The organism is Plantactinospora sp. A48 (assembly GCF_055793945.1).
Map to the genome: position 1 here is coordinate 13894 of NZ_JBTIXF010000045.1, position 25980 is coordinate 39873.

26 protein-coding genes are annotated in these 25980 nt (G+C 73.0%); 15 read left to right on the top strand and 11 right to left on the bottom strand.

The window, feature by feature from the left end:
- Positions 1-56: 56 nt before the first annotated feature.
- The 10 genes from ACXN5W_RS21210 to ACXN5W_RS21255 form a co-directional block, all read right to left on the bottom strand.
- Positions 57-1367 (bottom strand): MFS transporter, encoded by a 1311-nt coding sequence (locus tag ACXN5W_RS21210; RefSeq protein ID WP_473160083.1) that lies wholly within the window; start codon positions 1365-1367, stop codon positions 57-59.
- A gap of 388 nt (positions 1368-1755) precedes the next feature.
- On the bottom strand, positions 1756-2013 hold the full coding sequence (locus tag ACXN5W_RS21215; protein WP_473160084.1) for a hypothetical protein: 258 nt from the start codon (positions 2011-2013) through the stop codon (positions 1756-1758).
- Positions 2014-2255: 242 nt separating this feature from the next.
- Positions 2256-2711, bottom strand: coding sequence for a MaoC family dehydratase (locus ACXN5W_RS21220; protein WP_473160085.1), 456 nt, complete (start codon positions 2709-2711; stop codon positions 2256-2258).
- A gap of 10 nt (positions 2712-2721) precedes the next feature.
- A complete protein-coding gene (locus ACXN5W_RS21225) occupies positions 2722-4302 on the bottom strand; it encodes an acyl-CoA synthetase (RefSeq protein WP_473160086.1) in 1581 nt (526 codons plus the stop codon).
- Positions 4295-5176 carry an amidohydrolase family protein gene (locus ACXN5W_RS21230; RefSeq protein ID WP_473160087.1) on the bottom strand — a complete coding sequence of 294 codons (882 nt, stop codon included), beginning with the start codon at positions 5174-5176 and terminating at the stop codon, positions 4295-4297. The genes ACXN5W_RS21225 and ACXN5W_RS21230 overlap by 8 nt, the downstream gene beginning before the upstream one ends.
- Positions 5173-6177 carry an SDR family NAD(P)-dependent oxidoreductase gene (locus ACXN5W_RS21235; RefSeq protein ID WP_473160088.1) on the bottom strand — a complete coding sequence of 335 codons (1005 nt, stop codon included), beginning with the start codon at positions 6175-6177 and terminating at the stop codon, positions 5173-5175. The genes ACXN5W_RS21230 and ACXN5W_RS21235 overlap by 4 nt, the downstream gene beginning before the upstream one ends.
- 30 nt (positions 6178-6207) lie before the next feature.
- Positions 6208-7452 (bottom strand): ABC transporter substrate-binding protein, encoded by a 1245-nt coding sequence (locus tag ACXN5W_RS21240; RefSeq protein ID WP_473160089.1) that lies wholly within the window; start codon positions 7450-7452, stop codon positions 6208-6210.
- On the bottom strand, positions 7394-8641 hold the full coding sequence (locus ACXN5W_RS21245) for a branched-chain amino acid ABC transporter permease (protein WP_473160090.1): 1248 nt from the start codon (positions 8639-8641) through the stop codon (positions 7394-7396). Before ACXN5W_RS21245 ends, ACXN5W_RS21240 begins: the two co-directional genes overlap by 59 nt.
- Entirely contained in the window at positions 8634-9527 is an 894-nt protein-coding gene (locus ACXN5W_RS21250; RefSeq protein ID WP_473160091.1) for a branched-chain amino acid ABC transporter permease, read from the bottom strand. Before ACXN5W_RS21250 ends, ACXN5W_RS21245 begins: the two co-directional genes overlap by 8 nt.
- Positions 9524-11164 carry an ATP-binding cassette domain-containing protein gene (locus ACXN5W_RS21255; protein WP_473160092.1) on the bottom strand — a complete coding sequence of 547 codons (1641 nt, stop codon included), beginning with the start codon at positions 11162-11164 and terminating at the stop codon, positions 9524-9526. Before ACXN5W_RS21255 ends, ACXN5W_RS21250 begins: the two co-directional genes overlap by 4 nt.
- Positions 11165-11300: 136 nt before the next feature.
- On the opposite strand from ACXN5W_RS21255, the gene ACXN5W_RS21260 reads away from it, so the two are divergent.
- Positions 11301-12134, top strand: a complete 834-nt coding sequence (locus ACXN5W_RS21260) for a PaaX family transcriptional regulator (RefSeq protein WP_473160093.1) — start codon at positions 11301-11303, stop codon at positions 12132-12134.
- A 77-nt stretch (positions 12135-12211) separates the two neighbouring features.
- On the opposite strand, the gene ACXN5W_RS21265 is transcribed toward ACXN5W_RS21260, so the two are convergent.
- Positions 12212-13216 carry a PaaX family transcriptional regulator gene (locus tag ACXN5W_RS21265; protein ID WP_473160094.1) on the bottom strand — a complete coding sequence of 335 codons (1005 nt, stop codon included), beginning with the start codon at positions 13214-13216 and terminating at the stop codon, positions 12212-12214.
- A gap of 190 nt (positions 13217-13406) precedes the next feature.
- Here ACXN5W_RS21265 and ACXN5W_RS21270 point away from each other — a divergent pair, with 190 nt between their 5' ends.
- The 14 genes from ACXN5W_RS21270 (at position 13407) to ACXN5W_RS21335 (ending at position 25969) form a co-directional block, all read left to right on the top strand.
- Positions 13407-14831: an extracellular catalytic domain type 1 short-chain-length polyhydroxyalkanoate depolymerase gene (locus ACXN5W_RS21270; protein ID WP_473160095.1), complete on the top strand. Its 1425-nt coding sequence runs from the start codon at positions 13407-13409 to the stop codon at positions 14829-14831.
- A 485-nt stretch (positions 14832-15316) separates the two neighbouring features.
- A complete protein-coding gene (gene urtA / locus ACXN5W_RS21275) occupies positions 15317-16561 on the top strand; it encodes an urea ABC transporter substrate-binding protein (RefSeq protein WP_473160096.1) in 1245 nt (414 codons plus the stop codon).
- 2 nt (positions 16562-16563) lie between these two features.
- The gene (gene urtB / locus ACXN5W_RS21280; RefSeq protein ID WP_473160097.1) at positions 16564-17448 is read left to right on the top strand and encodes an urea ABC transporter permease subunit UrtB; all 885 of its coding nucleotides are present in this window, start codon (positions 16564-16566) and stop codon (positions 17446-17448) included.
- Positions 17445-18548, top strand: a complete 1104-nt coding sequence (gene urtC / locus ACXN5W_RS21285) for an urea ABC transporter permease subunit UrtC (protein WP_473160098.1) — start codon at positions 17445-17447, stop codon at positions 18546-18548. The genes urtB and urtC overlap by 4 nt, the downstream gene beginning before the upstream one ends.
- Positions 18545-19330, top strand: a complete 786-nt coding sequence (gene urtD, locus ACXN5W_RS21290) for an urea ABC transporter ATP-binding protein UrtD (RefSeq protein WP_473160099.1) — start codon at positions 18545-18547, stop codon at positions 19328-19330. Before urtC ends, urtD begins: the two co-directional genes overlap by 4 nt.
- Positions 19330-20037 (top strand): ATP-binding cassette domain-containing protein, encoded by a 708-nt coding sequence (locus ACXN5W_RS21295; protein ID WP_473160100.1) that lies wholly within the window; start codon positions 19330-19332, stop codon positions 20035-20037. The genes urtD and ACXN5W_RS21295 overlap by 1 nt, the downstream gene beginning before the upstream one ends.
- Positions 20038-20049: 12 nt before the next feature.
- On the top strand, positions 20050-20352 hold the full coding sequence (locus tag ACXN5W_RS21300; RefSeq protein ID WP_473160101.1) for an urease subunit gamma: 303 nt from the start codon (positions 20050-20052) through the stop codon (positions 20350-20352).
- Positions 20349-20678: an urease subunit beta gene (locus ACXN5W_RS21305; protein WP_473160102.1), complete on the top strand. Its 330-nt coding sequence runs from the start codon at positions 20349-20351 to the stop codon at positions 20676-20678. Before ACXN5W_RS21300 ends, ACXN5W_RS21305 begins: the two co-directional genes overlap by 4 nt.
- Positions 20675-22378 (top strand): urease subunit alpha, encoded by a 1704-nt coding sequence (locus ACXN5W_RS21310; RefSeq protein ID WP_473160103.1) that lies wholly within the window; start codon positions 20675-20677, stop codon positions 22376-22378. The genes ACXN5W_RS21305 and ACXN5W_RS21310 overlap by 4 nt, the downstream gene beginning before the upstream one ends.
- Positions 22378-23058, top strand: a complete 681-nt coding sequence (locus ACXN5W_RS21315) for an urease accessory protein UreF (protein WP_473160104.1) — start codon at positions 22378-22380, stop codon at positions 23056-23058. Before ACXN5W_RS21310 ends, ACXN5W_RS21315 begins: the two co-directional genes overlap by 1 nt.
- Positions 23048-23755, top strand: coding sequence for an urease accessory protein UreG (ureG, locus tag ACXN5W_RS21320; RefSeq protein ID WP_473160105.1), 708 nt, complete (start codon positions 23048-23050; stop codon positions 23753-23755). Before ACXN5W_RS21315 ends, ureG begins: the two co-directional genes overlap by 11 nt.
- Positions 23755-24507 carry an urease accessory protein UreD gene (locus tag ACXN5W_RS21325; protein WP_473160106.1) on the top strand — a complete coding sequence of 251 codons (753 nt, stop codon included), beginning with the start codon at positions 23755-23757 and terminating at the stop codon, positions 24505-24507. The genes ureG and ACXN5W_RS21325 overlap by 1 nt, the downstream gene beginning before the upstream one ends.
- Positions 24508-24724: 217 nt before the next feature.
- Positions 24725-25516: a GntR family transcriptional regulator gene (locus ACXN5W_RS21330; protein WP_473160107.1), complete on the top strand. Its 792-nt coding sequence runs from the start codon at positions 24725-24727 to the stop codon at positions 25514-25516.
- A gap of 225 nt (positions 25517-25741) precedes the next feature.
- The gene (locus tag ACXN5W_RS21335) at positions 25742-25969 is read left to right on the top strand and encodes a 4Fe-4S dicluster domain-containing protein (protein WP_473160108.1); all 228 of its coding nucleotides are present in this window, start codon (positions 25742-25744) and stop codon (positions 25967-25969) included.
- The last annotated feature ends 11 nt before the right edge of the window (positions 25970-25980 follow it).

Sequence of the window (25980 nt, forward strand, 5' to 3'; positions counted from 1 at the left end):
TGCGACGGAGGGGCCGCGGTCTGCCTTCTGCGACCCGTCGGACCGTCCGGGTGCTGTCAGCCCGGTTGTCCGACCGGCGTCGGCGGCTCCGCACTGATGCTGGACGCGCGTGCGTCGGCCAGCACCTCAGCCGGGACGTGTTGTTCGAGGAACCGCCGGGCCAACCGGGTCGAGGGGTGAACCGCGACGGTGGCCACCAGGATGATGCCGGCGATCAGCAGCCAGCCGACGGCGCCCCAGTTCATGGCGAGGAACGTGTACAGCGCCGGTGCCCAGACCCGGCCCAGCGTGCCACTCAGCTCGGCTGCTCCCTGGTACGCGCCCCGCTGGCGGGGGTCCATGAGTTCGGCCTCGAACGACCAGCCGGCCGCCGAGAGGTAGAGCTCCGCCCCGGTCACGGTCACATGGCCCAGCCACACCAGTGCGATGGTGAGCCAACCGACGGTGTCGTGCGTGGCCAGGGTGATCAGGCAGGAGAGCACGAAGAAGGCCGACGACACCCGGACGGCCCGCAGCGCCGTCGGCACGTCCCGGACGCCGCGCGACGTCACCATCGGCAGGAAGATGCACATCACCGTGTTGGTGCCGAACAGGAAGGCCAGCAGTACCCGGGGGGCGTCGGTCTTCTCCACCAGCCACAGCGGGATCACCACGTTGAGCAGCACCTGGTTGGTCCAGAAGACCCCGCTGAAGAAGGTGGTGAGCAGCCAGCCGGGGTTGCGGAGCGGACCGGGCCCGGGGATCTTGACCTTCCGGTCCTCCTGGGTGCGCTCATCGTGGGAGGCCCGGGGCAGCCGGGTGATGGCGGCGGCGTTGACCAGGAAGACCACGGCGGTGAACCAGGGCAGCACGTGGAGCAGGTTGTTGGAGTGGAAGGCCAGCGCGACGCCACCGACCAGGGAGCCGAGGGTGAAGCCGACGTTCAGCGCGGAGTACATGTAGGCGCGCGATCTCACCCGCTCGTTCGCGGGCAGGACGTCGATCGTGTACGCGCCGTGCGCGGCGCCGCCGAGGGCGCCGATCACCTCCATGCCGATGGCCATCGCGAGATAGCCCCGGAAGTCGGTGATCAGCGGCCACATCGCGAACATCGCCGCCTGTCCGGTCGCGCTGAGCGCCCACATCTTCTTCGGCCCGAACCGGTCGACCAGCTTGCCCATCGGCAGTGCCGCCAGGAACGCGGCGACGCCGGCGCAGGTCAGGCCGAGACCGACCTGGGCGGCGGACAGCCCGACGATCTGAGTGAAGAACACCGCCGACCCGGTCAGGAAGGTGCCCTCGCCGAGGGCGAACAGGAGCGACTGGGCGCTGAGCCGCCCGGCCAGAGCCGATGGGGGGCGCGCTCGGCGGAGGACGGCGGTGATCATCAGGTGATTGTTCGGATGCCGGTTGCACTTGTCGCCTCATTTTCGGCCACCGCCCACCGCGCGGGCGTCGACGCAGTGGTACGCCGCGGGTAGCCCGACCGTCCCCGTTCGAGGGCGGCCGGGAACCGTTCGAGGGCGGCCGGGAGAACCCGTTCGCGGGTGACCGACCGGGAATCCGTTCAAGATTTCCGCGCGGATCCGTCAAGGCCGGTCCCGGACAGTGATCGCCGTCAGGTTCCGCCGCGGGCGGACGCCGATCCAGCAGGGGGACCAGTGATGGACGCGTGGGTCACGACGACGGGTCGCTCACCCGACCAGCGACCGGACCGGCGGGCATCGAACCGGCGGGCATCGGGCCAGCGATCGGACCAGCGGACATCGGATCGGCCTACATCGGGCCAGCGATCGGATCGGCGGACATCGGGGCGGCGGAGGAGGCTCGCGGGACGGGTCCGGTCATGAGCGCCGGGCGGGGCAACGCGGCGGCCGTCCTGCCGCTGGCCGCCGAGCCGCTGACCGCCGACGGGGCCCGGGAGGCGGCGCTGGACATCGCGCGCCGGCTCATCCGGTCGTCCGTACGCCGGGGCGAGGACGTCGGCTGGGTCGGCCTGCGGTACGTCGACGAGATGCACTGGCGGGCCGGCACCGCGGGACTGGACCTGTACAACGGCGTACCCGGCATCGGACTGTTTCTCTCGACGGTCGCCCGGCAGACCGGCGACCCGGAGGTGGGGGAGTTCGCCCGGACCGTCGCGGACCTGGCCGGAGAGCGTGCCCTCCGTGCTGCTGGACCCGCCGCCCGGCCAGTCGACGGTCCGCTGAGCGGCGCGCCAGGCCACCCCGACCGGTCCGGCCGGGGCGGCTCAGGCGTGGTAGCGGGTAGACCGCTCAGGCGTAGTAGCGGTAGACCGCCTCGGCCACCGCCGCGGGCTTGTCGGCGCCCTCCCGCTCCACGGTCAGCTCGACGGTCGCCTGCGCCCCGCCCGTCACCTCGTCGACGGTCAGCACCCGGGCCCGGAGCCGGATCCGGGAACCCACCGGCACCGGTGCGGGGAACCGGAGCCGGTTCAGCCCGTAGTTCACCGCCATCGAGATCCCGTCGATCCGCAGCACCTCCGTCCAGAGCGGGATGACCAGGGCCAGGGTCAGGTAGCCGTGCGCGATGGTGCCGCCGTACGGCCCGGTCCGGGCCCGCTCGACGTCCACGTGGATCCACTGGCGGTCGCCGGTGGCCTCGGCGAAGGTGTCCACCCGGTCCTGGGTCACCTCCAGCCAGCCGCTCGGTTCCAGCTCGGCGCCGGCCAGCTTTCCGAGCTCGCCCAGTCCATTCACGATGGTCGGCACGGGTCTCCCCTCAGGTGTAGCGGGCGCGCAACTCGCCCTTGATCAGTTTTCCGGAGGCGGTTCGCGGCAGGGATTCCGCGAACACCACCGACTTCGGCAACTTGAACCGCCCGAGCCGACCCTCGAGGAAGCCGAGCAGCTCGGCCGGCCCGGCCTCGGTGCCGGGGCGCCGGACGACGACCGCGCGGCCGACCTCACCCCAGTGCTCGTCGGGTACCCCGATCACGGCGCACTCGGCCACCGCGGGATGCTGGTAGAGCGCGTCCTCCACCTCGGCGGGATAGATGTTCTCGCCACCGGAGATGATCACGTCCTTGGTGCGGTCCCGGACCGTGACGTACCCGTCGGAGTCGGTGACGCCGATGTCGCCGGTGCGCAGCCACCCGTCCGGGGACAGCGCCTCGGCGGTCTCGTCCGGCCTTTCCCAGTAGCCGACCATCACGTTCGGGCCACGGACCAGGATCTCGCCGGGCTCGCCGACCCCGGCGGGCGCGCCGTCCGGGCGGACCAGCCGCACGTCGCCGAAGAACACCGGGGTGCCGGCCGAACCGACCTTGCGGACCGCGTCGTCCCGGCGCAGGAACAGCACCCCCGGGGACGCCTCGGTCAGCCCGTACCCCTGGAGGAACGTCACCGCACGCTCCTGGTAGGCCGCGATGACGGCGACCGGCACCGGGGCACCGCCGCAGATCGCCAGGCGCACCGAGGTCAGGTCCGCGTCCGGCCAGCCGGCCGCGCGGGCCATCGCCAGGAACATCGTCGGTACGCCGAACAGGTACGTCACCCGGAGCAGGGCGATCAGCTCCAGCGCCCGGTCCGGGTCGAAGGCCGGCACCAGCACCACCCGACCGCCCTTGAGCAGGGTGGGCAGCACCGTCTGGTTCAGCGCCGCGACATGGAACATCGGCGCGACGACCAGCGTCACCTCGTCGGCGACCAGGTCCAGGTCGAGGAGCAGGTTGAGGCAGTTCCAGGTGACGTTGCCGTGGGTCAGCATCGCGCCCTTCGGCCGCCCGGTGGTGCCGGAGGTGTAGAGGATCATGCAGATGTCGTCCGCCCCGACCGGCGGGTCCGGAAGCGGGTCGGGTGGATCGGACCCGGCCGGGTCTGCCGCGCCGGGCTCCGTCGGGGTTGGGGTCGACTCCGCACCATCCGGATCCGCCGGACCGGCCGGGTCGGCCAGCAGCCGCTCGTACTCCGGGCCGAGCGTGACGGTCCGGACGCCGGTGAGCTCGCGCAGCCGGGCCGCCACGGCGGCGTGCTCCGGCGCGACCACCAGCAGCCGGGTGCCGCTGTCGCGCAGCATGAAGTCCAGCTCCGGCACGGCGAGCCGCCAGTTGAGCGGCACGAACACCGCGCCGAGCAGTCCGACCCCGAACAGCGTCTCCAGGAAGGCCGGATGGTTGGGGCCGAGGTAGCCGACCCGGTCACCGCGCCGGACCCCGAGCCCGGCCAGCCCGCGCGCCACCGCGCCGGCCCGCCGGTGCAGGTCGGCGTACGTCCACTCGCGGTCCCCGTACACCACGGCCACCCGGTCCGGTGACATCCGGGCCCGCCGCTCGGTCCAGGAACCGATGCCCCGGTCAGTCATCGGCGTACCGTCCCAGGCGCAGCAGCCGGGTCGCGTTCTCCTTGAGGATCAACGGGCGCACCTCCGGTTTGATCTCCAGGGCCTCGAAGTCGGCGAGCCACCGGTCCGGGGTCAGCAGCGGGAAGTCGGAGCCGAACAGCACCTTGTCACGCAGCAGGGTGTTGGCGTACCGGACGAGCTGCGGCGGGAAGTACTTCGGGGACCAGCCGGACAGGTCGATGTGGACCAACGGCTTGTGGGTGGCCACCGCGAGTGCCTCGTCCTGCCACGGGAACGACGGGTGCGCGATCACGATCCGCAGGTCGGGGAAGTCGACGGCGACATCGTCCAGCGCCATCGGGTTGGCGTACTTCAGGGCGATCCCGCCACCGCCGCGCAGGCCCGCGCCGATACCGGTCTGACCGCTGTGGAACAGCGCCACCACGCCCAGCTCCTGCAACACCTCGTACAGCGGGTACGCCATCCGGTCGTTGGGGTGGAACGCCTGGAGGCTGGGGTGGAACTTGAACCCGCGGACGCCGTACCGCCGTACCAGCTCGCGGGCCCGGCGGACGGCCGTCCGACCGCGCCACGGGTCCACGCTGCCGAACGGGATCAGCGTGTCCGGGTGCGCCGCCACCTCCTCGGCCACCTCATCGGCGGGGATCGGCGGATGTCCGAGGGCGGTCTCGGCGTCCACGGTGAACACCACGGCCGCCATCCGACGGTCCCGGTAGTACGCGGCGATCTCCGCAACGGTCGGCTGCCGGTCACCGGAGACCCCGAAGTGCCGGGCCGAGCCGGTCATCAGGTGCGCGGGGAGCGCGGGGTGGCCGCTCGCGGAGACCTCGGTGTGGACGTGTACGTCGATCGCGACCAACTCGTCGACGTTCACGGGCGCGGAGCCCCCGGTGTTTCCGGCGTGGCGGGCGGTTCCGGCGAGGGCTCGGGCGTGACCGCCGGTTCCGGCTCGGGCGTGGCCGCCGGTTCCGCCGGCGGCTCCGGCGCCGGGATGCCGACCGGCTGGGTCCAGCGGGCCAGCGCCGGCCAGGCGTCGTCGGCGATGGCGTCGGCGTCCCATCCGCCGTCCCGGTACGCGGTCGCGACCTCCCTCGGGTGCGACCACATCGACAACCGGTCCCCGCCGATCCCGAGGACCTGCCCGGTGATCCCGGCGGAGCGGGTGGAGGCGAGGAAGACCACCAGCCCGGCGGCGTCCTCGGGGCTGCCGAAGCCCTCGGCGGCGCGCAGCCACCGGGGCAGCGGGGTGCCGTGGTCGCGCCAGGCCGTGACGTACCCCTGGAAGGCCGGAATGGTGGCGGTCATCGCGGTGGCCGCGACCGGGACCACGGCGTTGACCGTGATGCCGGCGCGGGCGCACTCCATCGACCAGGTGCGGACCGCGCCGACGATCGCCGCCTTGGCCGCTGAGTAGTTGGTCTGCCCGATGTTGCCGAGCTGGCCGGCCGGCGAACCGACCGCGATGATCCGGCCGCCCTCGCCCTGCTCGCGCATCCGGCTGACGGCGGCCCGGACGCAGGTGAAGGTGCCCCGCAGGTGGACCTCGACCACCTCGTCGAACTCCTCGTCGGACATCTTCCACAGCATCCGGTCGCGCAGCAGGCCGGCGTTGCTGACCAGGATGTCGAGCCGGCCGTACGTCTCGACGGCCCGGTCGGTCAGCCGCCGGGCCACCTCGGTGGGGCCGACCGCGCCCGGCTCGGCCACCGCACTGGCCCCGGCGGCGGTGAGCTTTCCGGCGACCTCGGCGGCGGCGGCCGGGTCGGCGTCGTTGACCACGACGCGCGCGCCGGCCGCGGCCAGGGCCTCGGCGTAGGCCCGGCCGAGACCTCGGCCGGCTCCGGTGACGATGGCGACTCGGCCCTTCAGATCCACGGGCAGTCCTTCCGTCGATGGGTCAGCTGGTCAGCCGGCCGGCTGGTAGTCGCGGGCCGGGGCGGCCTCGGTCGGGCCGCCGACCACGCTCAGCCCGCCGGGTACGTTCGGGTCGGCGTGGCTGATGTAGATGGTCCGGGTCGGTGGCTGTCCGGCCCGGGTGTAGTCGAGCGGGCCGGCCACCAGGCCGCCGGTGTCCACGGTGGAGAGCTGGTGCAGCGCGGTCACCACACCGCGCCGGGTCAGGTCCTTGTTGTCGCAGGCCCGCTGGAGCACGTCCCGGGTGACCCGGGCCTGGGCGTAGCCGAACACCGAGCCGACCTGGGTGGGCTGACCGTCCGGATACTCCTTGGCGTACGCCTCCTGAAGCTGCCTGGCCGCCGGCGTGTCCAGGGCGGGTGGGGCCATGCTGGACACCACGTAGAGGTTGGCGGTCAGCGCCGGGCCGGCCGGGGTCTTCAGCAGCTGCGGGGTGAACCCGGGGCCGTTGGCCACGATCGGCACGTTCAGTCCGACGGACCGGGCCACCCCGGCCACCGAGGCGGTCTGGTTGGGTCCGGCCGAGACCAGGATCGCCGTGACCCCGGCGCCGCGGAACGCGGTCACCTGCGCCGACAGGTCGGTGTCCGACGACTTGATCTTCTGGCCGACGATGGTGAGGTTGTTGCCGGCGGCGAAGTGCTGGCTGCCCTGTAACGCGTTCTCCCCGAAGTCGCCCTCGAAGTAGACGTGACCGATCTTGTCACCGGGCTTGATCCGGTGCTCCCGCAGCAGCATGTCCAGCCCGGAGATGGTCTCGATGTCGTAGGTGGTGCCGAGCAGCTGGATCCGCTCGTCGGCCAGCACGGACGCACTCCAGCCGGCGAAGCCGACGAACATGTCGTCCTGGTCCACGGTCGGCTTCAGCGCCGTCATCACCGAGGATCCGAGCACGGTCTGCATCGCCAGTACGCCACCGGACAGCTCGCGGTAGGCCGACACCGCCTTCTGCGGGTCGTAGCCGTGGTCCTTCACGGTGACCTCGACGGTGCGGCCGCAGACCCCGCCCGCCGCGTTCTGCTGCTTCCAGAACAGCTCCGTACCCTGCACGACGGTCTTGCTCAGCGGGGCGAACACGGCGGTCAGGTCCACCAGGCTGCCGAGCTTGATGGTGTGATCGGTGACCCCGACGCCGGTCCGCACACCGCCGGCGTCCTGCCCGGTGGAGGTGGCCTTGCTACAGCCGGTCAGGGTGAGGCACAGCGCTGTCGTCAGGGCCAGGATTCTTCGGTTCATGGGCCTGCTCCTCGGTCCGGGGGGTGCGGCGGGTGAGCGCCGGGGAGAACCGGCGGGTGGGCGCCGGTGAGGTGCGGTGGGTGGGTGCCGCGGCGACCTGCGGGGCGGACGCCGGGGGAGTGCGGCGGGTGAGGATCGCGGTGGTGGTGCGGCGGGCGAGCTGGGCCAGGCCGCCGGGTGCGAACAGCAGCACGGCGACCACGGCGGCGCCGTAGAGCAGCCGGGCGGCCTCGGCGGCGCCGACGCCGGACTCACCCGGGCGGGCCAGGAACGGCAGCGCGCCGCCGTACCGACCGAGGACCAGCGGCAGCGCGGTGACCAGCACGGCGCCGGCCACGCTCCCCGGGATGGACCCCAGTCCACCGATGATGACCATGGCGAGGAAGTCGATGGACAGCGCGAAACCGAAGCTGTCCGGCACGATCCGGCCGTACGCCAGGGCGAGCAGTACGCCGGCCAGGCCGGCGTACCCGCCCGCGACGACGAACGCCGCCGCCTTGTACCGGCGGACGTCCACCCCCATGCTGGCGGCGGCCACCTCGCTGTCGCGCAGCCCCGCCAGCGCCCGTCCGGGCCGGCCGCGCAGCACGTTGCGGCCGTACCAGTAGGCGAACGCCACCAGCGGCAGGCCGAGGTACCACAGCCGCTCCAGGGACCCGAACGGCACCCGGAGCACCACCAGTTCGGGATCGGTGGCGGTGAAGGAGAAGCCGAACAACCGGAACGGCGTGGCGTCGCGGCCGTTGAACCCGCCGGTCACCGAGGTGGCCTCGCGCAGGACGTGCTGTCCCAGGAAGACCAGCGCCAGCGAGGCGAGGCCGAGATAGATCCCCCGCAGCCGACCGGCGATCGGGCTGAACGCCGCGCCGGCCAGCCCGGCCAGCAGCACCGCGCCGAGCGCGGCGAGCGCCGGCGGCCACCCAGCGCCGGCGACCCGGCCGTCCGGCGTACCGGCCAGGTAGGCGTAGCCGTACGCGCCGACGGCCACGAAGAAGGCGTGCGCCAGGGACAGCTGCCCGGCGACGCCGACCAGCAGGGTCAGCCCGATCGCGCCGATCGCGGCGGCCATCGCGAACAGCGCGGTCTGCAACCAGAAACCGGTCAGGGACAGCGGTGCCGCCAGCGCGAGCACCAGCACGGCCGCCCAGGCCAGCGGTGCCCGGGCCAGCGGCCGGATCCGGCTAGACACGGGTCACCTCCCGGGCACCGAACAGCCCCGCCGGGCGGGCCAGCAGGACCAGCAGCATGAGCAGGTACGGCGCCACCGATCCGAAGCCGCGGCCGAGGAACCCCAGCTGGTCCTGGTAGCCCGCGACCAGGGTGGCGGTGACGCCGACCGCGAGACCACCAACCAGCGCGCCGGTGGTGGAGTCCAGGCCGCCCAGCACGGCCGCCGGCACCGCCGCCCCCAACGCGGCCGGCCCGGCCGCACCGCTGATGCCCGGCGACGGGAACGCGGTGAAGAACAGTCCGGCCACCGCGGCCAGCCCACCGGCCAACGCCCAGGTCCCGGCGGCCACCCGGTTCAGCCGGATGCCCATCAGCGCCGCGGTGGCCGGCCGTTCCGCGGCGGCCCGCAGGCCGACGCCCCAGTCGGTCAGCCGGAGCCCGGCCAGGAGGGCGGCGACCAGCAGCACGGCGACGACGGCGGCGGCGACCCGGGTCTGCGGTACGTGGACCCCGGCCACGGTCACCACCCGGGCGCCCCACGGGTCGCCGGTGGTGAGCAGGTCGGTGCCGATCCGGCGGGTGAGGTCGGTGGCCAGCACGATGTCCACGCCGAGGGTGACGACCGCCAGGCTGCCCGGGTCGGCCAGCCGCACCCGGCGCAGCACCACGACCCCGATCAGCACGGCCACGGCCGCGGTGACCAGCACCGCCAGCAGCACCGCGACCGGGAAGCCGAGCGCCTCGTGGCCGCGCCCGACGACGTACGCGCCGAGCAGCAGCAGGGAGCCGTACGCGAAGTTGACCACCCGGGTGGCCTTGAACACGATCACGAAGCCGAGCGCGATCAGCGCGTCGATGCAGCCCAGCGACAGCCCGTTGCCGAGCAGTTCGACGAGTCGGTTCATCCGGCCACCTCCGGTGCGGGACCGCCGAGGTAGGCCCGGATCACCTCGGGGTCGCGCCGCACGCTCGGCGGCGAACCGCCCGCGATGCGCCGGCCGAAGTCCAGCACCGTCACCTCGTCGGCCAGGCCCATCACGAACGTCATGTCGTGCTCGATCAGCACGATGGAGATCCGCAGTTGCGCGCGGACCCGGGCCAGCACGGTCGCCAGCCGGGCCGACTCGTCGGCGGGCATTCCGGCGACCGGCTCGTCGAGCAGCAGCAGCGTCGGCTCCGCGCACAGCGCACGGGCCAGCTCCACCCGCTTGCGGACGCCGTAGGCGAGCGTGGCCACCGGCCGGTCCAGCACGTCGTCGAGGTCCAGCAACTCGGCGATCCCCCGGACCCGGTGCGCCTGCTCGGCCCGCTCCCGGACGGCCCCGCCGAGCCGCAGGCCGGCCCGGACGAAGCCGGCCCGACCGTGCCGGTGCCGGCCGAGCAGCAGGTTGTCCGCCACGCTGGCGGCCGGGGACAGCGCCAGGTTCTGGAAGGTGCGGCTCACCCCCAGCCGGGCGATCTGGTGGGGGCGCCGGCCGACCAGCTCGGCGTCGCCGTACCGCACGCTGCCGGCGCTGGCCCGGTAGACACCGGTGAGCACGTTCAGGCAGGTCGACTTGCCGGCCCCGTTCGGGCCGATCAGCGCGTGTACCGAGCCGGGCACGACCGCGAAGGAGACCTCGGACAGCGCGGTCACCCCGCCGAACCGCACGCTCAGTCCGCGTACCGCCAACTCGGCCGGCGCCGCTCGGCCGCCCGGCGCCGTCCCGGCCGGCCCGTCCGGCGGGGTGGACCGGGCCGGCCCGTCCGGCGTGGCCGTCCCGTCCGATGTGGCCGTCTCGTCCGGCGTGGCCGTCCCGTCCGGCGAGGCCGGCGGGGTGGGCGGGGTGGGCTCGTCCGGCGGTGGTCCCACCCCGAGGTACCGGTCGCGGACCTCGTCGGTGTCGATCAACCGGGCCGCCGGGCCGTGCAGGGTCACCCGGCCCACCTCGAGCACGTACGCGACGTCGGCCAGGCGCAGCGCGAGCGCGGCGTTCTGCTCCACCAGGACCACCGCGGTGCCCTGCCGGTGGATCTCGGCGACCACCTCCCCGATCCGCTCGACCAGCCGGGGGGCCAGGCCCAGGGAGGGCTCGTCCAGCAGCAGCAGCCGGGGCCGCGCCATCAGGGCCCGGCCGATGGCCAGCATCTGCTGCTCTCCGCCGGACAGCAGGCCGGCCCGCTGCCCGGCCCGTTCGCGCAGCACCGGGAACAGCCCGTGGACCCGGTCCCGGGCCGACCCGCGCAGTCGCGGCGGGGTGGTCAGCGCGCCCGCGCGCAGGTTCTCCGCCACGGTGAGGTCCTCGAAGATCTGCCGGCCCTCGGGGACCTGCACCACCCCGGCCCGGACCACCGCCGCCGGATCGAGGCGGTCCAACCGCTGCCCCGCGAACTCGACCGTTCCGGCGTCCAGCCGGCCGCCGAGGAACGGCAGCGTGCCCGAGACCGCGCGCAGCAGGGTGCTCTTGCCGGCCCCGTTGCCGCCGAGCACGGCCACCACGCCACCGGCCGGCGCGTCGATCGACACGTCCCGCAGTGCCCGCGTGCCGTCCGCGTAGGACACGGTCAGTCCGTGTACCCGAAGTGGCGCCGACCCGGGTGACACGGGCCTCACCTCCATCCGACCGGCGATGCGGTGTCCCTATAATGCGACACATAGATAGTCGTCCGTCAAGACTGTGGGGAGTATTGTGGAGGGTGTGCCGGGGTACGGCGCCCGCGCGCCCGGTGCCGCGCGCGGACCGAGCGCCCGGTCCTACCTGCTGCTCCTGCTCGGTGAGTACGCGTTCGACCAGGGTGACGCCGCCTGGACGCAGACCCTGCTGGACGCGCTCGGCCTGGCCGGGTTCGAGGAGAAGGCCGTCCGGCAGGCGCTCGCCCGCACCGCCGCCGCGGGGCTGCTCACGCCGCACCGGGTCGGGCGGCGCACCCGGTGGCTGCTCACCCCGGCCGGCCGGGATTCGCTGTCCGCCGCCAAGAGCCGGCTGTTCGCCAGCGGCCCGGAACCGGACTGGACCGGCGACTGGCTGGTGCTGCTGACCGCCGTACCGGAGAGCCATCGCAACCTGCGGCACCGGCTGCGGGTCTCGCTAGGCTGGGCGGGCTTCGGCTCGCTGGGCCCGGGTGTCTGGCTCAGCCCGCACCCGTCGCGCGCCGCCGAGGCCCGGCAGGTGCTGGCGTCGCTCGGCGAACCGGTCCACGGGACACTGCTGCACGCCCGACTGGACGAGCCGGAGGAGCGCCACCGCCTGGTCGACCAGGCGTGGGACGTGGCCGACCTCGACCGTCAGTACGCCGCGTTCGTCGAGCGCTTCGCCGCCGTGTCGCCCGCGACGCCCGGCGAGGCCCTGGCCCAGCTGGCCCACCTGCTCTACCAGTGGCGGCGCCTGCTGCTGGCCGACCCGGGCCTGCCGCCCGACCTGCTGCCCCGGCGGTGGAGCGGCGAGCAGGCGCGCGAGCTGATGCTCGACCGGCGTGACCGGTGGCGCGGGCCGTCGCGGGCCTGGTGGCGGGACCGCGAGGCCGGGTCGTGACGAGTCCGGTGGCGGGGCCGGGTGGGTCGTGGCGGGCCGGGCCGTGACGGGTCAGCGCGAGGCCGGGTCGTGACGGGTCAGCGGTGTGGCGGTCCCGCCGGCGCGGTGGCGTCGGCGGACCGGGCGCCGGGCGAGATGCCGGCGAACAGCTCCGCCACGGTGTGCGGGCCGACGTCCGGCGTCGGGTCCGGGGTGAACCGGGCGACCGTCGCCAGCACGTGCCGCCGGGCCGGTTCGGCAAGGCCGTCGTACACGGCGGCGAAGACCTCCCGGGCGTGCTCCCGGAGCCACCCGGCGGGCATCAGCCGCATGGGCAACCGGGGATCCAGCGCGACGAAGCGCCGGTAGGTGTCCATCACCTCGGTCCGGGCCCGCAGCGCGGCGGTGCCGGTGATCCGCCCGGAGCGGATCCGGGGCAGCAGCGGACTCCACCGCGCCACGAAGGTCTCGTAGTGCTCGCCGATGCCGGCCATGTCCCAGGCGTCGAGCGGATCCCGGTCGGCGACTCCGGGCAGCCGGACGCCACGGGCCCGGAACACCGTCATGGTGCCGCGGCTGATCCCGGTCAGCACGGTGGCGGCCTTCTCGGGCTGGCCGTGCGGGGAGACCCACAGCCCGTCGTACAGCGGCGCGTAGCCGAGCCAGCGGAGTTGGGCGCGCAGCGCGCGCCGCTCGGCGTCCCCCTCGGTGGGTAGCGAGAAGGCGATGAGCGTCCAGGTGCCGTCCCAGGACTCGGCCTGGGCGGCGAACCGGACCACCGACCGGCCACCGACGGCGAGCGCGACGGCCGCCGGCTCGGTGAGCCGGTAGGACGTGCTACGCCCCTGGCGGCTGTTCTCCAGTACGCCGCGCCGGGCCAGCCGACTGATCGCCGTGCGCGCGGCGCCCCGGGTCACGTCGGACTCGGTCAGCAGCGCCACGATCGCCGCGGACGGCAGCCAGGCCCGGGTCCGCAGGCTGTAGTCGGCCAGCAGCGTCACCGCCATGCCCTGCGGCGACCCGCCGGCCTGCCGCCGGGGGAGGCGGACCGGGTCGACGCCGACGTCGGGGAGGATCTCGTCGAGATCGAAGGGGCGCACCACGAGGCGTCTCCGGCGTCCGGGGGGCGGGTGGACATCAACTCTAACCGGACCGGAATCCCGCAGGTGCGAGGGGGATCAAGAGTTCTCGATTGACAGTTTTTTGTCCGGTCGGGATACTCAGCGACACACATCGATTGGATGCCGGCTCGACCGGCCTCCAGCTCCGGCCCGGACTAGGGGAGTGAATGAGATGAAGAGCATCCGCAAGGCGCTCGCCGGCCTGTCGGTGGCGCTGGCCGTCGGTGGCCTGGCCGTGCTGGCCCCGGTGTTCACCGGCCCGGCCGCGGCCGCCTCGCTGGTCGAGGTGACCAACTTCGGCAACAACCCGGGTGGGATGCGGATGCACATCTACGTCCCGGATGTCCGCCCGGCCAACCCGGCGATCGTGGTGGCCATGCACGGCTGCGGCGGCTCGGGACCGGGCTTCTACTCGGGCAGCGAGTTCGCCTCGCTGGCCGACCGGTACGGCTACATCGTCATCTATCCGAGCGCGATGCAGCAGGCGGGCTTCGGCAACTGCTTCGACACCTGGTCCGACGCGGCCAAGCGACGCGGCGGCGGCAGCGACCCGGTCTCGATCGTCTCGATGGTGACCTACGCCGAACAGCGGTACGGCGGCGACCCGAACCGGGTCTTCGCCACCGGCAGTTCGTCCGGCGGCATGATGACCGACGAGATGCTGACGCTCTATCCCGACGTGTTCAAGGCCGGCGCGGCGTTCATGGGCGTGCCGTTCAACTGCTTCGCGAACGCGGCCGACTACCCGCCCGGCAGCAGCAAGTGCACGGGCGGCAGCATGAACCGGACCCCGCAGGAGTGGGGTGACGCGGTCCGGGCGGCGTACCCCGGCTACACCGGTCCCCGGCCGAAGATCCAACTGTGGCACGGCACCGCCGACACCCTGGTGCCGTACTCGCTGCTGCAGGAGGACATCGAGCAGTGGACCAACGTGTTCGGGCTGAGCCAGACGCCCACCCGGTCGGACACCCCGCAGTCCGGCTGGAACCGCCGGCAGTACGCCGACTCCTCCGGCGCGGTGAAGGTCGAGGCGTACAGCATCCAGGGCGCCGGGCACCAGTTGCCAATGACCGGTCAGGCCGCGGTGGCCATCGCGTTCTTCGGGCTGGACCGGCCCGCCCCGCCGACGAGCGCGCCGCCCACGAGCGCGCCGCCGACGAGCGCGCCGCCGACGAGCGCGCCGCCGACGAGCGCGCCGCCCACGAGTGCGCCGCCGACCAGTGCCCCGCCGACCAGTGCGCCCCCGACGAGCGCGCCGCCCACGAGCCCGCCGCCGGGCACCGGGGCCTGCCGGGTCGCGTACACGGTGAACGCCTGGAACAACGGTCTCACCGCGAGTGTCAGCATCACCAACACCGGCACCACCGCGATCAACGGGTGGAGCCTGGCGTTCACCCTGCCCGGTGGGCAGACGATCACCAACGGCTGGAACGCGACGTACTCGCCGACCAGCGGCGCGGTCACCGCCCGCAATGTCAGTTACAACGCCGCCATCCCGGCGGGTGGTTCGGTCGACTTCGGCTTCCAGGCCACCCACACCGGCAACCCCGCAAAGCCGACCAGCTTCACCCTGAACGGCGCCACCTGTAGCGCGTGACCGACCACGTACGACGACGCACCTGGAACGGCGGCCGGACTCCGGCCGCCGTTTCGCGTCTGGGCAGCGGCGCGGCCGGCTCGGAAACGTCCAATTGAGCGACGTGAAACTTCCCAGAAATCGACAGTCGTCACGCTTACGGTGCCGATCAACAGACCGGCACAGGTGAAACCACCGGGCCGGACCGGTGTTCCTCGCGGCCGACCACGAGACGGCCGAAGGGGAGATCCCGATTCCGGCGGGCCCGGTCGCCCACCCGACGGAGCGTGGCGGTCAGGCCGCCGTTCCGCGTCGCCATCAGTGCTTGGCATTCATCGTCGCATGCGGCACCCCAACTCGGATGTGTCACCAATGAACCCTTTCCACCTCCTCCTGCGGTCCGACGCCGGCGGAGGTCGAAGGCGGGACGCCTGTGTCGCGGGTTCAGGTTGAAAAAGGATCAATTCTCCACATCGGAGACTCCACCGAGGCGGTAGGGAGGCTTCATGTTCAGAATCCGTGGGGTACGTGTCGGGGCGTGCGCGCTGCTGCTCGCTGTGACCACCATGCTCGCCGGGTGCGGCAGCAGGACGGGTGCCGACAAGTCATCGGCCGGTGCCGTCGCCGACACCTCCGGCGACACGGTCAAGGTCGGGCTGCTCAACTCGCTGTCCGGCACCATGGCGATCAGCGAGGTCACCGTGCGGGACTCGCTGCTGCTGGCCATCGAGGAGATCAACACCGCGGGCGGCGTACTCGGTAAGCATCTCGCGCCGGCCGTCCAGGACGGCGCCTCCGACTGGCCGACCTTCGCGGAGAAGGCCGAACTGCTGATCAAGCAGGAGAAGGTGGCGGCCGTGTTCGGCTGCTGGACGTCGGCCAGCCGCAAGGCGGTCAAGCCGGTCTTCGAGAAGAACAAGGCGCTGCTGTTCTATCCGGTGCAGTACGAGGGCCTGGAGCAGTCGCCGTACATCTTCTACACGGGGGCCACCACCAACCAGCAGATCGTGCCGGCACTGGACTACCTGAAGGCCCAGGGCAAGACGTCGATCTACCTGGTCGGCAGCGACTACGTGTTCCCGCGGACCGCCAACAAGATCATCAAGGCGTACGCGGCGGCGAACGGGATGAAGGTGCTCGGCGAGGACTACGCCCCGCTCGGGTCCACCGAGTTCGGCACGATCGTCAACAAGGTCAAGGCGGCCAAGGCGTCGGCGGTGTTCAACACCCTCAACGGCGACAGCAACGTGGCCTTCTTCAAGGAGTACAAGTCCGCGGGCCTCACCGCGACCAGCATGCCGGTGGTGTCGGTGTCGATCGCCGAGGAAGAGGTCAAGAGCATCGGCACCCAGTACCTCGACGGGCAGCTCACCGCCTGGAACTACTACCAGACCACGGCCGGGGCGGCCAACGACCGGTTCGTCAAGGCGTACAAGGCGAAGTACGGCGCGGACAAGCCGACGAGCGACCCGATGGAGGCCGCCTACGTGTCGGTCTACCTGTGGAAGGCGATGGTCGAGAAGGCCGGCTCCTTCGACGTGGAAAAGGTGAAGGCCGCCAGCGACGGGATCGTCTTCGACGCGCCCGAGGGCAAGGTCACGGTGGACGGCGCGACCCAGCACATCTACAAGACCGCCCGGATCGGCAAGGTGGGCTCGGATGGCCTGATCAAGGAGGTGTGGAACTCCGGTCAGCCCGTCAAACCCGACCCGTACCTCAAGGGCTATTCCTGGGCGACGGGTCTGAGCTGACCATGGTCATCGTCAGTCAACTGTTCACCGGGATCAGCATCGGTGCCGTGCTGCTGCTCATCGCGCTCGGCCTCGCCCTCACCTTCGGGCAGATGAACGTCATCAACATGGCCCACGGCGAGTTCATCATGGCCGGTGCCTACACGGTCTACGTGTTGCAGAAGGCGGTCACCGGTGCCGGGCTCTCGCTGCTGGTGGCGCTGCCCGTCGCCTTCGGGGTGGCCGGCGCGCTGGGGGTGGTGCTGGAGCTGCTGCTGATCCGCCGCCTGTACGCCCGGCCGCTGGACACCCTGCTGGTCACCTGGGGCGTCTCGCTGATCCTCCAGCAGTTGGCCCGGGACATCTTCGGGGCGCCGAACGTGCAGACCCGGGCGCCGGAACTGCTCACCGGCAACATCAGGATCGGCCCCGATCTCGCGCTGGCGACCAACCGGGTGTTCATCCTGGGGCTGGCGGTGCTCGCGGTCGTCGCGCTGACCCTGGTACTGCGGTTCACCCCGCTCGGCCGGCGGATCCGCGCCGTGGTGCAGAACCGGGACCTGGCGGCGGTGTCCGGCGTGCCGACCGGCCGGGTCGACCGGCTGACCTTCTTCATCGGCTCGGGGCTCGCCGGGGTCGCCGGGGTGGCGCTGACCCTGCTCGGGCCGATCGGCCCCACCATGGGCACCAACATCATCATCGACGCCTTCCTCGTGGTGGTGGCCGGCGGGATCGGCTACCTGCGCGGCAGCGTGCTGGTGGCGTTCCTGCTCGGGATCCTGCAAGCCATGATCGAGTACTCGACCACGGTGAGCGTCGCGCGGGTCGGTGTCTTCGTGGCCATCGTGGCCTTCCTGCAGTGGCGACCCCAGGGGCTGTTCACGCTGCGTACCCGGAGCCTGGCGTGAGGGCCCGGTTCGGGTCGGCGGCGCTCACCGGCGCCGGCTTCGCCGCCGCGGCGGTGCTGCTGTTCGCGGTGGCTCCCGGGGTGCTGTCCGACTTCCGGCTGAACCTGCTCGCCAAGTACCTGTGCGTGGCGATGGTCGCGGTCGGCATCGGGCTGGCCTGGGGGCGGGGCGGCATGCTCACCCTCGGCCAGGGGGTCTTCTTCGGACTCGGCGGCTACGCGATGGCCATGCACCTCAAGCTGGCCGACGCGGGTCCGGGCCAGTTGCCGGACTTCATGCAGCTGTACGGCCAACTGGACGAACTGCCGTGGTGGTGGCGGCCGTTCGCCAGCCCCTGGTTCGCGTTGCCGGCCACCGTCGTCCTGCCGATGCTGGTGGCGTTGCTGCTGGGCACGCTGGTGTTCCGGCGCCGGGTCCGGGGCGCGTACTTCGCGCTGCTGTCCCAGGCGCTGGCCGCCGCGCTGGCGATCTTCCTGGTGGGGCAGCAGGGGACCACCGGCGGCACCAACGGGCTGACCGACTTCCAGGGGTTCTTCGGCTACGACCTGGACGATCCGGTCAACCAGCGGATGGTGTACCTCATCGTCGCCGCCGCGCTGCTGGCGCTGCTGGCGCTGGTCCGGCAGCTGATGCGCAGCCGCTACGGCGAACTGCTCGTCGCGGTGCGCGACGGCGAGGAGCGGGTGCGGTTCCTCGGCTACAACCCGGCGAACGTCAAGCTGGTGGCGTACGTGGTCGCGGCCGGGATGGCCGGCCTGGCCGGCGCGCTGTTCGTGCCGGCGGTCGGCATCATCAACCCGGCGTTGATCGGCATCGTGCCGTCGATCGAGTTCGTCATCGGGGTCGCGGTCGGTGGCCGGGCCACGCTGCTCGGGCCGGTGCTCGGCGCCGTCGCCGTGGCCTGGGCCCGGACCGCGCTGTCCGAACAGTTCCCGGCCGCCTGGACGTACCTGCAAGGGCTGTTGTTCGTCCTGGTGGTGGCGTTCCTGCCGGGCGGGTTCGCGGCGGCCGTGCGGCTCCTGCCGCGCCGCCGCCGGTCCACCCCGGACCGGCCCACCGCGCCGCGGCCGGCGCCGACCCCGGCCGAGGTGACGACATGAGCACGGACACCACCGCCGGACTGCGCATCCGGGACCTGCGGGTGGTCTTCGACGGGTTCACCGCGCTCGGCGGCGTCGACCTGGACGTCCGGGCCGGGGACATCCGGTTCCTCATCGGGCCCAACGGCGCCGGCAAGACGACCCTGGTCGACGCGGTCACCGGCCTGGTCCGGGCGGCCGGGTCGGTCCGCTTCGACGACCAGGAACTGCTCGGCCGGCCGGTCCACCGGATCGCCCGGCTGGGTGTCGGCCGGACGTTCCAGACCTCCACCGTGTTCGAGGAGCTGACCGTCCTGCAGAACCTGGACATCGCCGCGGGCGCCGGCCGGGGCCCGCTGACCCTGCTGCGGCGCCGTCGCGCGGTCCCGCCCGCGGTGGCGACCGCGCTGGAGACGGTCGGCCTGGCCGGCGTGCCGGACCGGCCGGCCGGGGCGCTGTCCCACGGCCAGAAGCAGTGGTTGGAGATCGGGATGCTGCTCGTCCAGGACGTGCGGCTGCTGCTGCTCGACGAGCCGGTCGCGGGCATGAGCCAGGACGAGCGGGACCGCACCGGTGAACTGCTCGGGGTGGTGGCGCGGGACCGGACGGTGCTGGTCATCGAGCACGACATGGACTTCCTGCGCCGCTACGCGCACACGGTCACCGTGATGCACGAGGGTCGGGTGCTGTCCGAGGGGACGGTGGCCCAGGTCCAGGCCGACCCCCGGGTGCAGGAGGTCTACCTCGGCCACAGCGGCGGGGAACGGGACCGGGAGTTGACGCCGACGGTAGGGGAGACGTGATGGCCCAGCCAGCCGGGATGCTCGAGTTCGACCACGTCGACGTCGGGTACCGCCGCAGCGTCGTGCTGCACGACGTCTCACTGAGCGTGCCGGGCGACGGCGTGACGGCCGTACTCGGCCACAACGGCGCCGGCAAGAGCACGCTGATGCGCGCCGCCATCGGCCTGCTGAAGCCGCGCGGCGGCGTGATCCGGCTGGCCGGCGAGGACATCACCGGCCTCGCGCCACACCAGCGGGTCGCCCGGGGCATGGCGTACGTGCCCCAGGGCCAGCAGTGCTTCCCGCACCTGACCACCGAGGAGAACCTGCAACTCGTCGCGGACGGCCGCCGGGCCGGGCGGGCCGCGCTGGCCGAGGCGCTCGACGTGTTCCCCGCCCTGGTCGGCCTGCTGCACCGCCGCGCGGGACTGCTGTCCGGTGGGCAGCGGCAGCAACTGGCCATCGCGCGTGCCCTGATCACCCGGCCGGACGTGCTGCTGCTCGACGAACCCACCGAGGGCATCCAGCCGACGGTCGTCGCGGAGATCGAGCGGACGATCCTGGCCCTGGCCGGCCGGGGCATGGCGATCCTGCTGGTCGAGCAGCACGTCGGCTTCGCCCTCACCGCGGCCCAGCGGTACTTCGTACTGGCCTCCGGACGGGTCGCCTCGTCCGGTCCGGGCGGCACGGACGCGCTGGCCACGGTCCGTCGGGCCCTCACGGTGTGATCGGGAGATCGCGTGTTCCTCACCCCACACGAGCAGGACCGCCTGCTCATCCATGTCGCCGCCGACGTGGCGCGTCGCCGCCGGGACCGTGGGCTGCGGCTCAACCATCCCGAGGCGGTCGCGATCCTGACGGCCTTCCTGCTGGAGGGAGCCCGGGACGGGCGGACCGTGGTCGACCTGATGGAAGCCGGTCGGCACGTGTTGAGCCGTGCCGACGTGCTCGACGGCGTTCCCGAGATGCTGAAGGAGGTGCAGGTGGAGGCGACCTTCCCGGACGGGACCAAGCTGGTGACGGTGCACCACCCGATCCCGTGATCCCGGGCGAGACGCTGCCGGGCGACGGCGACATCGAGATCAACAAGGACCGCCCGGTGACCACGCTCGTCGTGACCAACACCGCCGACCGGCCGGTGCAGGTCGGCTCCCACTACCACTTCGCCGAGGCCAACCCGGGCCTGTCGTTCGACCGGGCGGCGGCCTGGGGACTGCGGCTGGCCGTGCCGGCGGGGACCGCGGTGCGGTTCGAGCCGGGCGTGACCCGCGAGGTGGACCTGGTGCCGCTCGGCGGGCGCCGGGTGGTGGTCGGGTTGCGCGGCCGGTGCGGCGGTCGACTGGACGCCGCCGGGGGGCGGTCCCGATGAGCCGGATGGACCGGGCCCGGTACGCGGCGCTGTACGGCCCGACCACCGGCGACCGGATCCGGCTGGCCGACACCGACCTGCTGATCGAGGTCGAGGCGGACCACTGTGTGGGCGGCGACGAGGTGATCTTCGGCGGCGGCAAGGTGATCCGGGAGTCGATGGGCCAGTCCCGGGCGACCCGGGCCGAGGGCACCCCGGACACCGTCATCACCGGTGCCGTCGTGCTCGACCACTGGGGGGTGGTGAAGGCCGACGTGGGCATCCGCGACGGCCGGATCGTCGCGCTCGGCAAGGCCGGCAACCCGGACATCATGCCCGGGATCCACCCCGACCTGGTGATCGGTCCCGGCACCGAGGTCATCGCCGGCAACGGCCGGATCCTCACCGCCGGGGCCGTCGACACCCACGTCCACTTCATCTGCCCGCAACTGGTCGCGGAGGCGCTGGCCGGCGGCGTCACCACCCTGGTCGGCGGCGGCGTCGGCCCGGCCGAGAGCAGCAAGGCCACCACGGTGACGGCCAACGCCTGGCACCTGGCCCGGATGCACGAGGCGCTGGACACCTTTCCGGTCAACGTGCTGCTGCTCGGCAAGGGCAACACGGTCGCCACGGACGCGCTGTGGGAACAGCTCCGGGCCGGCGCCGGCGGCTTCAAACTGCACGAGGACTGGGGCACCACGCCGGCCGCGATCGACGCCTGCCTGCGGGTGGCGGACGCCTCCGGGGTGCAGGTGTCCATCCACACCGACACGCTGAACGAGGCCGGGTTCGTCCAGGACACCCTCAAGGCGATCAACGGCCGGGCCATCCACTCGTACCACACCGAGGGTGCGGGCGGCGGGCACGCGCCGGACATCATCACCGTGGCCAGCCACCCGAACGTGCTGCCGTCCTCGACCAACCCGACCCGGCCGTACACCCGCAACACCCTGGCCGAGCACCTGGACATGCTGATGGTCTGCCACCACCTGTCGCCGGAGGTGCCGGAGGACCTGGCCTTCGCGGAGAGCCGGATCCGGCCCTCCACGATGGCCGCCGAGGACCTGCTGCACGACCTCGGGGCGATCTCGATCATCGGCTCCGACTCGCAGGCGATGGGGCGGATCGGCGAGGTAGTCCTGCGTACCTGGCAGACCGCGCACGTGATGAAGCGCCGGGTGGGCGCCCTGCCCGGGGACGGCCGCGCCGACAACCACCGGGCCCGCCGGTACGTGGCCAAGTACACGATCTGCGCGGCGATGGCCAACGGGCTGGAGGAGCACGTCGGCTCGGTCGAGGCCGGCAAGCTGGCCGATCTGGTGCTGTGGACTCCGGCCTTCTTCGGGGTCCGCCCCGATCTGGTCATCAAGGGCGGGATGATCGCGTGGGCGCAGATGGGGGACGCGAACGCCTCGATCCCAACCCCGCAACCGGTGCTGCCCCGCCCGATGTTCGGCGCGTACGGGGTGGTGCCGGCGGCCACCAGCCTGGCGTTCGTCGCGCCGGCCGCGCTGGAGGCGGGGTTGCGGCTGGACGTGCGGCGTCCCCTCGTACCGGTGGCCAACGTGCGGTCCCGGGGCAAGGCCGACCTGCCGGAGAACGGCGCCATGCCCCGCGTCGAGGTCGAACCCGACACCTTCACGGTGCGCGTCGACGGGGTGGTGGTCGAACCGGATCCGGTGGACGAACTGCCCATGGCCCAGCGTTACTTCCTGTTCTGATGGACACGACCGCGCTGCTGCTGCTGGCCGACGGGCGGTTCCCGGCCGGCGGCCACGCCCACTCCAGCGGGTTGGAGGCGGCCGTGGCGGCGGGACGGGTGACCGGCCCGGCCGACCTGGACGCGTTCCTGCGCGGCCGGCTGGCCACCGCCGGCCCGGTCACCGCCGCGTTCGCCGCGGCCGCCCACCGCCGGGCGGCCGACCCGGACCCGAGCGCCGCGCTGGCCGAGTTGGACGCCGAGTTGGACGCCCGCACCGCCGCACCCGCGCTCCGGCTGGCGTCCCGGCGTCAGGGCCGGGCGTTGCTACGGGCCGGCCGGGCCACCTGGCCGTCGCCGGTCTTCGCCGCCGCACCACCACATCCCGACGGCTGCCACCAGCCGATCGCACTGGGCCTGACCGGGTTCGCGGCCCGGCTCACCGTCGAGCAGACCGCACTGGTCGGGGCGTACGGGGTGCTCACCGGGCCGGCCAGCGCGGCGGTGCGGTTGCTCGGGCTCGACCCGTACCGGACCCAGGGGGTGCTGGCCGGCCTGGCCGGCGCCTGCGACCGGACCGCGCGCGCGGCGGTGGTCGCGGCCAGCGGTCCGCCCGCCGAGCTACCGGCCGGTACGGCCCCACTCGCCGACATCTACGCCGAAGTCCACGCCAGCTGGGAGGTGCGTCTCTTTGCTTCCTGACACCGTCGCCCACAACCATCCGCATCCGGAATCCGATCCACACAACCCCCTGCCGCCGGCCGCGCGGGCGATGCGCATCGGCATCGGCGGCCCGGTCGGCTCGGGCAAGACCGCGTTGGTCGCCGCGCTGTGCCGGGCGCTCGGCGGGGAACTGCGCCTCGGCGTGGTCACCAACGACATCTACACCACCGAGGACGCGGACTTCCTCAAACGCAACGGGGTGCTACCGGCCGAGCGGATCCGGGCGGTGGAGACCGGCTGCTGTCCGCACACCGCGATCCGGGACGACATCTCGGCCAACCTCGACGCCGTCGAGGAGTTGGAGACCACGCTCGGGCCGCTGGATCTCGTGCTGGTCGAGAGCGGTGGCGACAACCTCACCGCCACGTTCAGCCGGGGCCTGATCGACCGGCAGATCTTCGTCGTGGACGTCGCGGGTGGCGACAAGGTGCCCCGCAAGGGCGGGCCGGGCGTGACCACCGCCGACCTGCTGGTCATCAACAAGACCGACCTCGCCGCGCTGGTCGGCGCGGACCTGTCGGTGATGGACCGCGACGCCCGCTCGCGCCGGGGCGAGCTGCCCACGGTCTTCCTGTCGCTGACGGCCGACCCCCGGGCCACGCCGGTCGCGGACTGGGTCCGGCATCTCGTCTCGGCGCATCACGACCCCGGGACGGCGGCGGAGCCGGGGCCCTGATGCGGGCGCAGGCCCGGGTGGTGGCGGAGGCGGACGGTCACGGCGGCACCCGGCTGACCCGGGTACGCGGTGAGGTGCCGCTGCTGCTGCGCCGTACCGGGCCGGCCGGACCCGTCGCGACGGTGCGGCTGGTCGGGGGCGCCGCCGGGCCGCTCGGCGGGGACGACCTGCGGCTGGACGTCGAGGTGGGGCCGGACGCCACCCTGTGCCTGGGCACCGTGGCGGCCTCGGTGGCGCTGCCCGCCCGGTCCGCGGTGGCGTCCCGGTTCGTCGTGGTCGCCTCGGTGGCCGCCGGGGGCACCCTGCACTGGCTGCCGGAACAGACGGTCGCCGCCGCCGGCTGCCGGCACCGCAGCGACGCCACCGTCGAACTCGCCGCCGGAGCGTCGCTGCTGTGGCGCGACGAGCTGGTCTGCGGCCGGTACGACGAGCCGAGCGGCGAGCTGGGCGTCACCACCCGGGTCCGGTACGCCGGTCGGCCGCTGCTGCACCAGACCCTGACGGTCGGTTCCGGGGCCGGCTGGGACGGGCCCGCGGTGCTCGGTGGGGCGAAGGCGACCGGCTCGCTGTTGCGGGTCGGTGCGGAGCCGCCGGCCGCGCCGCTGGTGCTCGGTCCGAACGCGGTGCGGGTGCCGCTGGCCGGGCCGGCGACCCTGGTCGTGGCGACCGCGGACAGCGCGCACGTGCTGCGCGGCTACCTGCCCGACTGCCGGCACGACGTGGCGGTGCCCGCCCAGCGGGTGTCTCCGTAGGACGATCCCACGATCCGGATGGCCGATGTGGCGCAATGCTCCCGGCGATCCGGTCCGCCGCAGGTGGGAGGGGGTTCCGCGGTGGCTCGAGGTGGCGCAGCGGCGGCGATATTCCCACTATCCCCACTGATTTACTAGGGTAATCCGCACAGCGCACCGGCGGCGGGCCGCGACCCGGAACCGTCACGCCGGTCGAAGGCTCGCGGAGGAGGGGCGAATGAGCGTGCCGAACCAGCCGGTCGCCACCCTCGTCGAGGCGCGTCGCCGGCGGGCCGACCGGGCCCGGCAGGTCGCCGACGTGCTCCGGCACCAGGTGCTGACGGACGTGTTCGGCGCGGGTCCGCTGCCCTCGGAGACCACCCTCTGCCGGGAGTTCGACGTCTCCCGCAACACGGTCCGGACCGCGCTGGCGCTGCTGGTCGCCGAGGGACTGGTGGAACGCGTCCCCGGCGTCGGCACCACGGTCGTGACCGCCAAGTATCCGCACGGCCTGCACCGCCTGATGGGGCTGGCGGAGACCCTGCACGAGCACGGCGAGATCAGCAACGAGGTACGGACCGTCGCCCTGACCCGGGCCCCGTCCGCGGTGGCCGACCGGCTGCGGCTGGCACCGGGGGAGCAGGTGGTGTACCTCGAACGGATCCGGCACCTCGACGGGGTGCCCCTGTCGCTGGACCTGACCTACCTGCCGCGCGACATCGGCGAGCCGCTGCTCGCCGCCGACCTCGGCCGTCAGGACGTCTTCGTGCTCATCGAACGGATCGCGGGGCAGCCGCTGGGTACCGCGGACGTCTCGCTGGAGGCGGTCAACGCCGACCCGCACTCGGCCGCCCTGCTCGACACCGACAGCCACGCGGCGCTGCTGATGGTCGAACGTCTGACCCATCTCGCCGACGGGCGTCCGGTCGACCTGGAGTGGATCCGCTTCCGTGGTGACCGGCTCACCATGCGCGGTCGGCTGGCCCGGACCGAACCCGCGTCGGCGGTGCCACCGGCCCGCAGCGGCTGACCCCCACCCGCACTGGCCCACCCGGGCCCAGCTCCACCCGGTCCGACCCCGCCCGGGTTGACCCCGCTCGGGTTGAGCCTCACCCGGGCCGAGCCTGCTCGGCCACCGCCGCCCATCGACGCGCGGCGAACCGGGCCGGTCCAGCCCGGCGGCGCCGGGTCGAGTCCGGTCGCGCCACCCATCGACGCGCGGTGCCAGCCGCGACAACACGACCGAGGAGACGTTATGGCGCTGGTCAACCAGCGGGTCGACGTACCGGTGACGATCGACGAGAGCCTGTGCATCGACGGCTGCACCCTGTGCGTGGACGTCTGCCCGCTCGACTCCCTGGCCATCGACCCGGCCACCAACAAGGCGTACATGCATGTGGACGAGTGCTGGTACTGCGGGCCGTGCGCCGCCCGGTGCCCCACCGGCGCGGTGACCGTCAACATGCCGTACCTGATCAGGTGAGGACGTTCACG

What these genes read in the sequence shown, in the direction of transcription:
- ACXN5W_RS21210 (WP_473160083.1), bottom strand. Translation starts at nt 1,367, where the DNA reads ATGATCACCGCCGTCCTCCGCCGAGCGCGCCCCCCATCGGCTCTGGCC.
- ACXN5W_RS21225 (WP_473160086.1), bottom strand. Translation starts at nt 4,302, where the DNA reads ATGACTGACCGGGGCATCGGTTCCTGGACCGAGCGGCGGGCCCGGATG.
- ACXN5W_RS21240 (WP_473160089.1), bottom strand. Translation starts at nt 7,452, where the DNA reads ATGAACCGAAGAATCCTGGCCCTGACGACAGCGCTGTGCCTCACCCTG.
- ACXN5W_RS21250 (WP_473160091.1), bottom strand. Translation starts at nt 9,527, where the DNA reads ATGAACCGACTCGTCGAACTGCTCGGCAACGGGCTGTCGCTGGGCTGC.
- ACXN5W_RS21270 (WP_473160095.1), top strand. Translation starts at nt 13,407, where the DNA reads ATGAAGAGCATCCGCAAGGCGCTCGCCGGCCTGTCGGTGGCGCTGGCC.
- urtA (WP_473160096.1), top strand. Translation starts at nt 15,317, where the DNA reads ATGTTCAGAATCCGTGGGGTACGTGTCGGGGCGTGCGCGCTGCTGCTC.
- urtB (WP_473160097.1), top strand. Translation starts at nt 16,564, where the DNA reads ATGGTCATCGTCAGTCAACTGTTCACCGGGATCAGCATCGGTGCCGTG.
- urtD (WP_473160099.1), top strand. Translation starts at nt 18,545, where the DNA reads ATGAGCACGGACACCACCGCCGGACTGCGCATCCGGGACCTGCGGGTG.
- ACXN5W_RS21295 (WP_473160100.1), top strand. Translation starts at nt 19,330, where the DNA reads ATGGCCCAGCCAGCCGGGATGCTCGAGTTCGACCACGTCGACGTCGGG.
- ACXN5W_RS21310 (WP_473160103.1), top strand. Translation starts at nt 20,675, where the DNA reads ATGAGCCGGATGGACCGGGCCCGGTACGCGGCGCTGTACGGCCCGACC.
- ACXN5W_RS21315 (WP_473160104.1), top strand. Translation starts at nt 22,378, where the DNA reads ATGGACACGACCGCGCTGCTGCTGCTGGCCGACGGGCGGTTCCCGGCC.
- ACXN5W_RS21325 (WP_473160106.1), top strand. Translation starts at nt 23,755, where the DNA reads ATGCGGGCGCAGGCCCGGGTGGTGGCGGAGGCGGACGGTCACGGCGGC.
- ACXN5W_RS21330 (WP_473160107.1), top strand. Translation starts at nt 24,725, where the DNA reads ATGAGCGTGCCGAACCAGCCGGTCGCCACCCTCGTCGAGGCGCGTCGC.
- ACXN5W_RS21335 (WP_473160108.1), top strand. Translation starts at nt 25,742, where the DNA reads ATGGCGCTGGTCAACCAGCGGGTCGACGTACCGGTGACGATCGACGAG.